Source organism: Paenibacillus sp. GQ49 (genome assembly GCF_059759055.1).
Window position 1 is genome coordinate 56,820 of the sequence record NZ_JCAXEL010000028.1, and the last position, 14,501, is coordinate 71,320.

The following is a 14,501-nucleotide window of genomic DNA, read 5'->3' on the forward strand; positions in this document are numbered from 1 at the left end:
AAATTAAAATCTCATCGCTTTCTGGAGAAAGAAGGATTAAATACATGAACAACTATATGATTGGGATCGATATTGGTACCACCAGTACCAAATCCGTATTATTTACCGAGCAAGGCTCTGTCGTCAGTACCTCAACGCAGGAATATCCTTTGTATACCCCAGCACCCGATGTTGCCGAGCAGGACCCTGAAGAGATTGTACAGGCGGCCCTCCGCTCTGTACGAGGAGTCATGGATCAGAGTGGTGTTGCTGCCGAGCAGATCCTGTTTGTGTCCTGCAGCTCGGCTATGCATAGTGTCATTGCCATGGGACAGGATAATAAACCCTTAACCCGTTGCATCACCTGGGCGGATAATCGAAGTGCAGCTTGGTCTGCCAAGCTGCAAGAGAATGGATTGGGCCATCGCATCTATCTGCGCACAGGTACACCGATCCATCCCATGTCACCGCTGACCAAATTAATGTGGCTGCGCCACGATGAACCTGAACTTTTTGAGCGCACCGCCAAATTTATTTCGATTAAAGAATATCTGTTCTTCCGTCTATTCGGACAATATGTCGTCGACCATTCCATCGCTTCCTGCACAGGTTTGCTCAATCTGGAACAACTGGACTGGGACGCGGAAGCCCTTGAGGTTGCAGGCATTACACCCGACCATCTCTCGAAGCTCGTACCTACAACACATATATTAGAAGGAATGAATCACGAATCGGCTGAAAAAATGGCTCTCTCCCCCTCCACGCCCTTTGTTATCGGCGCAAGTGACGGGGTTTTATCCAATCTCGGCGTGAACGCCATTGAACCTGGTGTTGTCGCAGCAACCATCGGAACCAGCGGGGCCATTCGTACCGTCGTAGACCGCCCGGTTACCGATCCCAAAGGTCGAACCTTCTGTTATGCCCTCACAGAGAATCTTTGGGTCATTGGTGGACCTGTGAATAACGGTGGCATGTTGTTTCGTTGGGTACGGGATGAATTCGCCGCGTCTGAAGTGGAAACAGCGAAGCGACTTGGCATCAATTCCTATGATGTGCTGACCAAAATTGCCGAACGTGTCCGGCCGGGATCGGAAGGGCTTCTGTTCCATCCGTACCTTTCGGGCGAACGTGCCCCTTTATGGAATCCGGATGCTCGTGGCTCCTTTTTTGGCTTAACACTCCATCACCAGAAAGAGCATATGATCCGTGCTGTCCTGGAAGGGGTTATTTTCAACCTATACACGGTACTGCTCGCCATGGAAGAACAGATTGGACAACCTACCTCCATTCAAGCCACCGGTGGGTTTGCGCGTTCTCCTCTCTGGCGCCAGATGATGTCCGATATCTTCAATCAGGAAGTGGTTGTACCCGAGAGCTTCGAAAGTTCCTGTCTGGGTGCCATCGTGCTTGGTTTGTACGCTACAGGACGGATCCAATCGCTTCATGCCGTTTCTTCCATGGTGGGTACAACGCATCGGCATACCCCTATCAAAGAGAATGCTGTACTCTACCAGGAGCTGCTGCCCATCTTTATTCGGATCTCTCGCAAACTGGAAGAGGAATACGCAGATATTGCAGAATTCCAGCGTAAGATGTCCCTTCCCCGTCTCTAAATTATCAATCCATACTTCGTCTCTTCACTTAAATAGAGGGTGTCCCCTAAAACCAAAAATCGGTTTTAAGGGACACCCTCTTTTGCTATACACGCATAATCTATCCTTTGATTTCATATTATACATTCATACACTTCAACCTCCATATTCGAGCATCAGCTTACCTCTTGATCCTGATAATTCACATACATATATCTCAAAATGATGTCATCTATGTCCATTATTCTTATACATCGCCATCACAGAATTACCATCTGCTCAGGAAATACACCACTGATCTTGTTCAATTAAAAGCATGAGTTTACTCCCCCTCTCCGTCTCCCATCCAGACACTGAATTCGTCGCTTTCACCATCGCCCCATTGGCAAGAAAAACACGAGCGTGAGAGGTCACTCTTTTTCCAATCTCAATCATGCTTCATTTTCACTTCACGGTTATCCACAGACAGGTTATTCACAAACGAAGAATACTTTTACACACAATTTGGCATCATTTGACGGATAACCTGTGTATAAGACATTTTTGGTTTTTGGGTCATTCTGTCGAAAATTAAACAGTTTATAAACAATATATTGTGTTGTGACTAAAAATTATACACAAGTTATTGAATTTGTGGATAAAATCACGCGATACGTTGAAATGCGGGATTTCTTTTGCTATGATTGTATTACTTTTGGATGTGAATATGTGATCTGACCCATAATATTATCAACAGCCTGTGGATAAAGTTGTGAACAATTTTCCGTTGTTCATACTTTTTTTGTTTTCGACCTGCGGGGGTTTGGGGATAAATTCAACAATATATCTCGTATTTCGACACTGCATCATGGCTTAAGCCACACTTGGAACATGTAAAAGGAGTGACAGTCTGTGGACAGCCATACTTCTGATTTATGGCAGCAAATTTTATCAATCATACAAAACAAACTCAGCAAACCCAGCTTTGACACCTGGTTCAAAGCCACCAAAGCCACCAAGCTAAATGACCGTTCAATCGTCATTTCCGCACCAACCACGTTTGCCGTCGAATGGCTGGAGAGCCGTTACACCAAACTGGTTGGCTCGACGGTATACGAGCTGCTTGGCAAGCAAGTCGATGTGAAATTTGTCATCGAAGAGAACAAGCCTGTTGAACCGGATCCGCAACTGCCGGCACCAACGCCTACAGTTGTACAGGAAGAAGCCGTACTCAGCATGCTGAATCCGAAATATACGTTCGATACATTTGTCATCGGGCCGGGCAACCGTTTTGCCCATGCCGCATCGCTGGCGGTCGCTGAAGCGCCCGCCAAAGCTTACAATCCTCTCTTTCTGTATGGAGGAGTAGGTCTCGGTAAAACTCACTTGATGCATGCGATCGGACATTATGTTCTGGAGCATGATCCGGGCAGCAAAGTCGTTTATTTGTCGTCTGAGAAATTCACGAACGAATTCATTAACTCGATCCGTGACAACCGCGGGGAGAGCTTCCGTAACAAATACCGGAGCGTCGACATCTTGCTCATTGATGATATTCAGTTCTTGGCGGGAAAAGAATCAACACAAGAGGAATTTTTCCATACGTTTAATGCGCTGCATGAGGAACGGAAGCAGATTATCATCTCCAGCGACAGACCACCGAAGGAAATTCCGACACTGGAAGAAAGGCTTCGTTCTCGCTTTGAATGGGGGTTAATTACGGATATCCAGCCTCCAGATTTGGAGACAAGGATCGCAATTTTGCGGAAAAAGGCACGTGCGGAAAACCTGGATATTCCGAATGAAGCGATGATGTACATTGCCAACCAGATTGACACCAACATCCGTGAACTGGAAGGTGCCCTGATTCGGGTCGTTGCTTATTCTTCTCTGACTAATCAAGATGTAACCACTCATCTGGCAGCTGAAGCACTGAAGGATATTATTCCTTCCAGTCGTCCCAAAATGATCACTATTCATGACATCCAACAAAAGGTCGGCGAGTATTATAGCCTTAAGCTTGAAGATTTCAAAGCACGGAAACGGACCAAGGCAGTTGCCTTTCCAAGACAGATTGCCATGTATCTCTCTCGTGAACTGACAGACTTTTCTCTGCCCAAAATTGGGGAAGCATTCGGAGGACGAGATCACACCACTGTCATACATGCTCACGAAAAAATCTCCCAAGCGATTAAAAACGATCAGGATCTCTATAAAGTTATCAACAACTTAACCGAAAAAATTAAGAATCCAACCTGAACAAGTCCCAAGCCTATGCACAACGTATACACATGTGGATAGGCTTGGGTGTACGGGTTTATACCCACTTATCCACATATTCAGTGCCCCTATTACTATTATTACTAAAAAGGTCTTAAAGATATCATCTCCAAAATAGCCATTTCGGAGCTTAGCCTTCGGCCTTTGAAAAACACCTTTTAACACCCCAACACCCAAAAAATCAGCTAGGAGTGAAACCATGAAAATCAGCATAATGAAAAACTACTTAAACGATTCCATACAGCAAGTATCCAAAGCGATCTCGAGCCGTACAACAATTCCGATTCTGAGCGGTATCAAATTCGACGTGAATCATCAAGGTGTAACGTTGACAGCAAGTGACACCGATATATCCATCCAATCCTTCATCCCGCTTGAAGATGGAGATAAAAGCGTAGTTCAGGTAGATCAACCCGGCAGTGTCGTTTTGCCAGCCAAGTTTTTCGTGGAGATTATCAAGAAGCTGCCATCGCAAGAAGTGCACATGGAAGTCAAAGAGAACTTCAACACCTTTATCTCCGCAGGTGCTACCGAGATTCAACTGGTAGGTCTTGATCCGGAAGAATTCCCGGTACTTCCAAGCATCGAAGAAAATCAAACGGTCTCGATTCCAGGAGATTTGCTGAAAAATATGATCAAACAAACCGTCTTCTCCATTTCCACACATGAGACAACGCCAATCCTGACAGGTGTACTCTGGAGTTTGGGTGACAACGAATTGAAATTTGTGGCAACAGACCGTCACCGTCTTGCTACTCGATCAGCAATGCTGGATAATGCAGAAGGTATCCGCTTCAACAACGTGGTCATTTCCGGTAAAACGCTGAACGAGCTCAGCAAAATTGTTCCGGATCAAAATACCCTTGTGGATATCGTTGTTGCAGATAACCAAGTCCTGTTCAAAATTGACCGTGTATTGTTCTACTCCCGTATTTTGGACGGAACATATCCGGATACTTCTAGAATTATTCCAACGTCATACAAAACAGAACTTGTTTTAGATACAAAAAAATTAAGTGAATCCATTGACCGGGCTTATTTGCTGTCGCGTGAAGAGAAAACAAACATCGTGCGTATGCAGACGATGGATTCGGGATCCGTTGAAATTTCTTCAAGTTCTTCCGAGCTAGGTAAAGTAAGAGAAGAAATCGAACCTGCCGAGTTTACAGGAGATCCGTTAAAAATCTCGTTCAACTCCAAATACATGCTGGATGTGCTGAAAGTTGTTGAAAGTGAGCAGCTGATGATCGCTTTTACAGGAGTCATGAGTCCAATCATCTTGAAACCGCTGGATGACAGTCACAGCCTTTACGTGATATTGCCATATCGGACGACCAACTAACGAAAGGAAGATCACAGTGAACCAAGTTACGATTCGTACGGAATATATTAAGCTTGATCAATTTTTAAAACTGGCTGATTGCATCCCAACTGGAGGTATGGCCAAAGCTCTGCTTCAGGAAGGACTTGTACGTGTGAATAAAGAGCCTGAGGAACGCCGGGGACGTAAGTTATACCCTGGGGATATCGTTGAAGTGGACGGAGAAGGCACATTCGAAGTTGCTGCAGAATAAGAAGACCAGTTCGATCCTGCTGCCTCCTGACGGACGGGATAAAAGGGAGGTTACCGCGTGTTTGTGAACAGCATTGATCTGCAGAATTTCCGCAATTATGAACATCTGAGACTGGATTCTTTTGGTCCCGTAAACTTGTTGATCGGACAAAATGCCCAAGGCAAGACCAATCTTGCAGAGGCGATTTTTGTACTTGCACTCACCAAGAGCCACCGTACATCCCGTGATAAGGAGTTAATCCGTTTCGGTGAGGAACGTGCCAGACTTGCAGCAGAGGTCGACAAAAAGTACGGATCGGTCAAGCTTGAGCTATCTTTGTCGCAACAAGGCAAAAAAGCAAAGATTAACGGCCTGGAGCAGCGCAAGTTAAGTGATTTTGTCGGAGCGCTCAATGTTGTAATGTTTGCACCGGAGGATCTGGAGATTGTAAAAGGCACACCGGGGGTCCGCCGCCGGTTTCTTGACATGGAGATTGGACAGGTTGCACCTGGCTACCTGTACCACCTGCAGCAATATCAAAAAGTGCTCGTCCAACGAAATAATTTGCTTAAGCAGTTATGGGGAAAAGGGGCATCGGCCCAGACCATGCTTGAGGTGTGGAACGAACAACTGGTCGAGCATGGTGTTAAAATCGTCAAAAAAAGGAAACAATTCATAAAGAAACTGCAAAAATGGGCAGAAACGATTCATCAGGGGATCACCGGAGGCGGAGAAGTCTTGCGGCTGGCCTACCTTCCTTCCTTCAGCGAAGCCGCTGAGGAAGATGAAGCTGTCTTAATGGACCAATTTATGATAAAATTATCACAAATGAAAGAGCAGGAGATTCGCCGAGGCACAACCCTTAGTGGGCCGCATCGGGATGACCTGTCCTTTTTCATTAACGATCGGGAAGTACAAACATATGGCTCGCAGGGGCAGCAGCGCACAACGGCGTTGTCCCTTAAACTTGCGGAAATTGAACTGATTCATGAAGAAATCGGAGAATATCCAGTTCTGTTGCTGGATGATGTTCTGTCCGAGCTGGACCCTTTTCGCCAGACGCAGCTGATCGAAACGTTCCAGAGCAAGGTGCAAACCTTTATTACGGCTACGGGGATCGAGAGCCTGAACGTTGACAAGCTCAAAGATGCCAGTATTTATCACGTTCATGCCGGACAGGTTGAACGCTAAGGAGTGAGGGGCTTATGTACATTCATCTGGGCGGTGAGAAGATCATCCGTTCTTCCGAATTGGTCGCTATTTTTGATATATCGATTGAAAAATCCTCAAAGATCTCCAAGCAGTATGTCACGCATGCCGAGCAGGAAAAAACAGTGGAGCACATCGGCGAAGAGGAAGCCAAGTCCATTGTGGTGACCAAAAACATTGTGTACTACTCGCCTATTTCCTCAGCCACGCTGAAAAAGCGGGCTCACATTTTTCCGGATCTCTAGCGTTGTGTGGCATAAAAGATGTCTCTTTTGCTGCTTGTCTTTAAATTTGAATAGCTGGCTGAAATGAAGGACGTTGCCTATTTCAGCAAACATTATTAGTTAACGCATATTTACGATATTGAATCTATAGAAGTAGGTGAAAGGCATGTCTATGAATCAACCGTCATATGATGCGAATGAAATTCAGGTCCTTGAAGGATTGGAAGCCGTACGGAAGCGTCCGGGCATGTATATCGGTTCCACCAGTTCCAAGGGCCTGCATCATCTGGTCTGGGAAGTAGTGGACAACAGTATTGACGAAGCGCTTGCAGGTTACTGCGACCACATTGAGGTCAGTATCCATGAAGACAATAGCGTGACTGTAGTCGATAACGGACGGGGTATTCCTGTCGGTGAACATACCAAAATGAAACGTCCTGCACTTGAGGTAGTTATGACTGTCCTACATGCAGGGGGAAAATTTGGCGGCGGCGGATATAAAGTATCCGGTGGTTTGCATGGTGTTGGTGTGTCCGTTGTGAATGCACTCTCTGAAAAAGTGGTTGTAACGGTTAAACGTGAGGGACATATCTATCAACAGGAATATCGCCGTGGAGCTCCGCAGTACGACCTGAAAGTGATCGGTACAACCGACGAAACAGGAACAACGGTTAGATTCCATCCGGACCCTGAAATTTTCACGGAAACAAGAGTTTATGAATATGACATCTTACTGGCCCGTATTCGTGAGCTGGCGTTCCTGAACAAGGGTATTGGTCTTACACTGACGGATGAGCGTACAGGTGCAACCAACTCATTCCTGTATGAAGGCGGCATTATCGAATACGTCTCCTTCCTCAACCAGAAGCGCGAAGTACTGCATGAAAATCCAATTTACGTTGAAGGTTCCAGAGATAACATCCAGGTGGAAGTTGCCCTGCAATACAATGACAACTACACCGAGAATATCTATTCCTTCGCGAACAATATCAATACGCATGAGGGCGGAACGCATGAATCAGGTTTCAAGAGTGCCCTTACGCGGATTATCAATGACTACGCCCGCAAGGCAGGGGTAATCAAGGACAGCACGGGGAACCTTTCCGGGGATGACGTGCGTGAAGGCTTGACAGCTATTATTTCGGTCAAGATTCCGGAGCCGCAATTTGAAGGACAGACCAAGACCAAGCTGGGCAACAGCGAAGTACGTGGGATTGTCGAATCCTTGTTTGCCGAGAAGCTGCAGGAGTTCCTGGAAGAGAATCCTTCCGTATCCCGTCGCATTTTGGAAAAAGGACTGCAAGCAGCACGTGCGCGTGAAGCTGCCCGTAAAGCCCGTGAACTGACACGTCGTAAAGGTGCACTCGAAGTAAGCTCACTTCCAGGTAAACTGGCAGACTGTTCATCCAAGGATGCTTCAATCAGTGAACTGTACATCGTCGAAGGTGACTCTGCAGGCGGATCAGCGAAACAAGGCCGGGATCGTCATTTCCAAGCGATTTTGCCGCTACGTGGTAAGATTTTGAACGTGGAAAAAGCTCGTCTCGATCGGATCTTGGGTAATGCGGAGATTAGAGCAATTATTACGGCAATGGGTACAGGTATTGGTGATGACTTCGATATTGCCAAAGCGCGCTATCACAAAATCATTTTGATGACCGATGCCGACGTCGATGGTGCTCATATCCGAACACTATTGCTGACATTCCTGTATCGGTACATGCGCAAAATCATTGAGGCAGGTTATGTATATATTGCACAACCGCCATTGTTCAAGATTGAGCGTAACAAAGTTATTCGTTATGCCGGTTCCGAGAAAGAGCGCGATGAAATTATTGCAACGCTCGGCGAAAATGCAAAATTCAACGTTCAACGTTACAAAGGTCTTGGCGAGATGAATGCCGGACAATTGTGGGAAACGACGATGGATCCGGAGAGTCGGACCATGATGCAAGTATCAATTAATGATGCCATCCTTGCTGATACCATGTTTGACACCCTGATGGGGGATAACGTTGAACCGCGTCGTGACTTTATCCAGGAAAATGCAAAATACGTGAAAAACCTCGACATTTAACATATTCGAAGAGGCGCCTGTGAGGGCGCCTTTTTTATATTAGGGAAAGTATAGAACAGATAAGGCGTATACTTAGACTTCCGTATCCCTTTGTTATCTGCGTACACGTTTTTTGGCAGACGAAGCCTGTGCTCTAGGGGATGGACGAGAGCTCTTACCCTTTTTGGAGGGCAAACGACCGTACGCAATCGCATAACGTTTGATCTTCCGGTATGCCTCCTTGTCCGGTAATAAGCCAAAGGCATAAATGCCTGGCAGTGTGTTGACTTCAAGAATCCAGGGACGCCCTGCTTCGTCTAGCGCAATATCAATACCGATCTCTTTGAGCCTTGGAAATGATGTTTGCAACTGCACAGCGGTATGAATACCTAAGCGGTACAGCTCAGTACGAAGTTTTTTGAAGCCATCCTGGTGAAGATGGGGGATTACGAGTTCTTCAAACGTGGCCAATCGTCCGCCACCATGAATGTTGGTGATGATTTTGCCCGGGGCAGCAACACGTCCCAGAATACCTGTTGTTTCCCAGTTGTGTTGCAGATTTTTCTGAGTTAACACACGCAAGTCAAAAGGCAAATCTTCATGCTTCATCAGCGAGATTCCCTGTTGAATGATATAATCACGTTCCTGAATGCGATCATTCAGTGCTCGTTCGAGTTCGTCCAGGGAATGAAATGATCGCTCCTCTGTACCGTATTGGAGATGATATGTTGTTGTGAGATAGGTAGCTCTGGAGATAACAGCACTTGCTTCGGGTTCATCAGGCAGGTTCCGATCAGTAGGTTCTTCCGGAACCTCTGCATCTGTGGTGGAATCTTCGGAATTAACAACAGGTTCGTATAAACGGGTTGTTTTCACCCGCATAACGCCATTACCGTAAGTGCCACGGTTCGGTTTGATATAATTGGACTCAAATAATTCAGTCATTCGTTCCAGAGTTTGACGGCTATATTTTCGGGTCACTGGGATATATTCATTCACAATGCGACTGCGTTGTAACACGGCTGTTTTGGCCCATTTGCTGGAGACGCGTTGGATACCCAAGATTCATCAGTCCTTTCATGTTTTGTTCAGTTCTAAAGAGGGACCAGACACGGAGAAATCAAAGGACAAGAGACGATTTCAGTGGTATAATAGAGAAATATGGCGTTTTGTGCGATGAGCTGCACAATTTGCAGTTTGATCGTAGGACGGGAATGGCTTTAGCCTCGGTAGGCACAGTACATATGCCGTTTTTCTAGCATTGTATGTGCAATTGGGGAGGAAGGCAGGGCGTATCCCCAGACACGCAGAAGTTCCCGGAAGAAAGGCTATTGCCCAGCGGACGTTTAATTGTGTAACTTTTGTGAAAGTAATATAATAAAGAGTAGCGTTCTTGCGCGGTTTTAGCCTTGTTAGGCTTTTCACATATAATCAATTTTTTTGCATGACGGAATGGAACGTTTGTTGAAGGACAAGAAGGAGGTCCAGCATGGCGGAAGAAATGAACTCTCAGATTACAGATCGGGATATAGGCGTCGAAATGCGTGAATCGTTTATGGATTATGCGATGAGCATCATCGTTAGCCGTGCCTTACCTGACGTGCGTGATGGATTGAAGCCGGTTCACCGGCGTATTCTGTACGCGATGTCAGAGCTCGGCATGACACCCGATAAACCACATAAAAAATCAGCCAGAATCGTCGGCGAAGTTATCGGTAAGTATCACCCACACGGTGACTCTGCTGTTTACGAGACGATGGTACGGATGGCACAGGATTTCTCCCTGCGTTATATGCATGTAGATGGACATGGTAACTTTGGATCGGTCGATGGTGATATGGCAGCAGCCATGCGTTACACCGAAGCACGTTTGTCCAAGATTGCTATGGAAATGCTCAGAGATATCAACAAGGATACGATTGATTTCCAGCCGAACTATGACGGTGAAGAACATGAGCCAATCGTCCTGCCTGCTCGTTTTCCTAACTTGCTTGTCAATGGGGTCGGCGGGATCGCGGTAGGTATGGCCACCAATATTCCTCCTCATAATCTGGGTGAGGTCATTGATGGTGTACAGGCCATGATTCAAAATCCGGACATTACATCCATGGAACTCATGGATTACATTCAAGGACCAGACTTCCCTACGTCCGGCTACATTTTGGGCCGTTCAGGCATTCGCCAGGCGTATCAGACCGGACGTGGTTCAGTAACGATGCGGGCCAAAACCAACATCGAAGAGAACAACAACAAGGCACGAATTATCGTTACAGAGTTGCCTTATCAGGTCAACAAGGCGAGACTTGTTGAGAAAATCGCCGAGTTGGTACGTGATAAAAAGATTGATGGTATTACTGACCTTCGTGATGAGTCTGACCGTAATGGTATGCGGGTTGTAATTGAGCTTCGCAGAGACGTGAATCCGGGGGTTGTCCTGAACAACCTGTACAAACATACATCGATGCAATCCACTTTCGGGATTAACATGCTTGCGATTGTTAATAAAGAACCTAAAATCCTGAACTTGCGTGAAGTGTTGTATCACTACCTGCAGCATCAGATTGAGGTTATTCGCAGACGTACGCAGTTTGAACTGAAAAAGGCTGAAGCTCGTGCACACATTCTGGAAGGTTTACGTATTGCGCTGGATCATATCGACGAGATTATTACGTTGATTCGTTCATCCAGTAATGCGGATGCAGCAAGAGAAGGTTTGATTGAGCGCTTCTCACTCAGTCATGATCAGGCTCAAGCTATTCTCGATATGCGTTTGCAACGACTCACAGGTCTGGAACGCGAACGTATTGAAAATGAATATAACGAACTGATGGTCAAAATCAGAGAGTATCGCGAAATTCTGGCCAATGAGCATCTGGTGCTTGAGATTATCAGTACGGAGCTGCAAGAGATCCGCGACCGCTTCAGCGATGATCGTCGTACGGAGATCACTGTAGGTGAAGAGAGTATTCTGGATGAGGACCTGATTCCACGTGAAGAGGTTATCATTACAATTACTCATACAGGCTACGTGAAACGTCTGCCGGTATCCACATACCGCAGCCAGAAACGTGGTGGACGTGGGGTCGTGGGTATGGATACGAAAGATACCGACTTTGTCGAGCATCTGTTTGTGACCAACTCTCACAATTACCTCATGTTCTTCACTGACAAAGGTAAAGTGTACCGTCTCAAAGCTTACGAGATTCCAGAGCTTGGACGTACCGCACGGGGAACGCCGATTATCAACTTGATCCAGATCGAGCAGGGCGAATCGGTCAATGCCGTGATTCCGGTCCAGGAATTCGAAAGTGACAGATACTTGTTCTTTGCTACCCGCCAAGGGGTTGTGAAGAAGACGCCACTTGAGGATTACACCAATATTCGCAAAGGCGGCTTGATCGGTATTTCCTTACGTGATGATGACGTTCTGATTGATGTTAAGCTGACCGATGGATTGCAAGAGATCATCATGGGTACAGCTCACGGAATGTCTATTCGATTCTCGGAAGGTAACGTACGTTCCATGGGACGTAGCGCAACCGGGGTCAAAGGGATTACATTGGATGAACAGGATGCTGTTATCGGCATGGATGTAGTTGATAAAGAGCTTGATGTTCTGATCGTTACAGCCAAAGGTTATGGTAAACGTACACCTGTCAATGATTATCGGATGCAGACTCGTGGCGGTAAAGGGATCAAGACTATTAATGTCACAGAGAAGAACGGCTCAGTAGTCAGCCTCAAAATGGTTAAAACCGAAGAGGATTTGATGATTATCACGTCCAGCGGTACGTTGATCCGGATGAGCATGGAAGGCATATCCACTATGGGTCGATACACGCAGGGTGTGAAGCTGATTCATATTCGTGACGAGGATTCAGTAGCTACAGTCAGCCGAATTGACAAAAATGAAGAGGAACCAGACGATGAGTCGCTTGAAGGCTTGGAAGGCGAGGAGTCCCAAGCTCCGGTAGTAAGCTTGGAAGAAGGCACCGTTTCTGACGCTGAGGTTAATGAAGTTGAGGGCGACGACGATTCCGGTTCGGAAGCATAAAATAGAATTTTATAAAGACTGATCTCTTTGAGATTGGAAGAAGATTGCGAGGGCTCCCACCGGGAGCCCTTTTGTTTGTATAAAGGAATCTCTTCTTTTATTCTTCCGAATCTGGGATGTACAGCCTGATTCCTGAGTAATATAATGGGAAATATCATGAAAAACCGGGACTATGGTCTTGTTTGTATTAACATAGAAGAACGATGAGTGAGGGGAATACACATGGGATTAATCACCCTGTCAGAAGTCAAACCAGGACTCAAACTTGGGAGTGATGTGCAAACACTTCGCGGCAACGTTCTGCTTCAGAAGGGAAAAGTCATTTTACCCAAGGATATGGAAGTGCTCAGAGCCTTTATGATTCAACAGGTGGATATTGAACAAGAAAGAATGGCGTCGAGTAGTACAGGAACCAAAGGTGCATCTGTATCCGCAGGAAGTTCTGCCAATGACAACAATGGTGAACGGGCTGGGAAGACAGGGAACGTCACCACAGCTCCTGTAGTAACGTCTTTGCAGGATGAGTATGAGAAGATGGTTGGACTAACGAAAAATGCTTTCCTGTCCTCTCTGGCGGCTGAATTACCGGTCTATGAGTTACGTACACAGTTGGAGGCTGTGTTTGTACATCTCAAACAATATAATGTGCTTACCTTCAGTCCACGAGTAATGCAAGAACATGATTATGTATATCACCATGCCGTACTGAGTGCGATCACATCCTATCAACTGGCTCAATGGATCGATCTCCCCTCCAAGGATTGGATGCAAGTGGCTTTTGCAGGCTTGTTCCATGATATTGGTAACAACAAGGTAGATCCGCAGATTCTCCATAAACCATCCACGTTGACGGCTGCAGAGCAGGAAGAGATTCGTCAGCATACGAAATATGGTTATCAGATCCTTAAACAGGCAAAGGCCATTAATGAGGGAGCCAGACTTGCAGCTTTGCAGCATCATGAAAAAGTGGATGGATCAGGCTACCCGTTGCAGCTTAGTGGGACTCAGATTCATATTTATGCCAAGATTGTAGCTATCGCTGATATTTTCCACGCCATGACGCTGGAGAAGATCTACCGCAAGGCACAGTCCCCATATCTAGTCCTGGAACAGATCCAAAGTGAGGCATTTGGGAAATTGGACCCTGCAATCGTAAGTGTATTTGTTCAACGGTCGACCCAGATCCATAATGGCATCCGAGTGAAACTCAGCAATAACCAAATTGGAGAGATCGTATTCTCTGATCGAGATCATCCTACACGGCCTATGGTGTCAGTAGAAGGAACCATCATTAATCTGATGCAGCAACGGCAGCTTCACATCCAAGAGGTTATCGGATAACAATAGATATTAAAGTAAATTGAGAGGGTCTTTCTTTTATAGAGAGGCCTTTTACGTGAGATAAATGTGGAAATGTAGAAAAACCAGTAAGATTATAGAAAGATATATATAATTACTCGAAAAAAGACTTGCAATGCATATCTGTACATGGTATATTCTATTTCCGGCCAAGAAAACACAGTTTACACGGTGCAGCAAGCGAATGAAATAAGCTTCGAAAGAAACTTAAAAAAA

At 45.9% G+C, this 14,501-nt stretch carries 10 protein-coding genes; 9 read left to right on the forward strand and 1 reads right to left on the reverse strand.

Translation table 11 applies throughout. The annotated features are described in order from the left end of the window. Positions 1-44 precede the first annotated feature (44 nt). The 7 genes from gntK (at position 45) to gyrB (ending at position 8,893) form a co-directional block, all read left to right on the forward strand. Complete coding sequence (gene gntK / locus AC6CIF_RS29620; protein WP_498202545.1) at positions 45-1,592, forward strand: gluconokinase; 1,548 nt, start codon at positions 45-47, stop codon at positions 1,590-1,592. Between the two features lie 870 nt (positions 1,593-2,462). Then, positions 2,463-3,809: a chromosomal replication initiator protein DnaA gene (gene dnaA / locus AC6CIF_RS29625; protein ID WP_062327668.1), complete on the forward strand. Its 1,347-nt coding sequence runs from the start codon at positions 2,463-2,465 to the stop codon at positions 3,807-3,809. A 220-nt stretch (positions 3,810-4,029) separates the two neighbouring features. After that, positions 4,030-5,172 carry a DNA polymerase III subunit beta gene (gene dnaN / locus AC6CIF_RS29630; protein ID WP_017691408.1) on the forward strand — a complete coding sequence of 381 codons (1,143 nt, stop codon included), beginning with the start codon at positions 4,030-4,032 and terminating at the stop codon, positions 5,170-5,172. A gap of 16 nt (positions 5,173-5,188) precedes the next feature. Further along, positions 5,189-5,404, forward strand: coding sequence for a S4 domain-containing protein YaaA (gene yaaA, locus AC6CIF_RS29635; protein WP_036611994.1), 216 nt, complete (start codon positions 5,189-5,191; stop codon positions 5,402-5,404). 57 nt (positions 5,405-5,461) lie between these two features. Further along, positions 5,462-6,574: a DNA replication/repair protein RecF gene (recF, locus tag AC6CIF_RS29640; RefSeq protein WP_017691406.1), complete on the forward strand. Its 1,113-nt coding sequence runs from the start codon at positions 5,462-5,464 to the stop codon at positions 6,572-6,574. A gap of 14 nt (positions 6,575-6,588) precedes the next feature. Further along, positions 6,589-6,837, forward strand: coding sequence for an extracellular matrix regulator RemB (gene remB / locus AC6CIF_RS29645; RefSeq protein WP_017691405.1), 249 nt, complete (start codon positions 6,589-6,591; stop codon positions 6,835-6,837). 145 nt (positions 6,838-6,982) lie between these two features. Beyond that, complete coding sequence (gyrB, locus tag AC6CIF_RS29650) at positions 6,983-8,893, forward strand: DNA topoisomerase (ATP-hydrolyzing) subunit B (protein WP_076216622.1); 1,911 nt, start codon at positions 6,983-6,985, stop codon at positions 8,891-8,893. Between the two features lie 93 nt (positions 8,894-8,986). Here the strand turns inward: gyrB and AC6CIF_RS29655 are convergent, their stop codons facing one another. Further along, positions 8,987-9,934: a YheC/YheD family protein gene (locus AC6CIF_RS29655; protein ID WP_498202546.1), complete on the reverse strand. Its 948-nt coding sequence runs from the start codon at positions 9,932-9,934 to the stop codon at positions 8,987-8,989. Positions 9,935-10,361: 427 nt separating this feature from the next. On the opposite strand from AC6CIF_RS29655, the gene gyrA reads away from it, so the two are divergent. Both gyrA and AC6CIF_RS29665 read left to right on the forward strand, forming a co-directional pair. Continuing rightward, on the forward strand, positions 10,362-12,926 hold the full coding sequence (gyrA, locus tag AC6CIF_RS29660) for a DNA gyrase subunit A (RefSeq protein WP_074092904.1): 2,565 nt from the start codon (positions 10,362-10,364) through the stop codon (positions 12,924-12,926). A 222-nt stretch (positions 12,927-13,148) separates the two neighbouring features. Next, positions 13,149-14,267 carry an HD-GYP domain-containing protein gene (locus tag AC6CIF_RS29665; RefSeq protein WP_498202547.1) on the forward strand — a complete coding sequence of 373 codons (1,119 nt, stop codon included), beginning with the start codon at positions 13,149-13,151 and terminating at the stop codon, positions 14,265-14,267. The last annotated feature ends 234 nt before the right edge of the window (positions 14,268-14,501 follow it).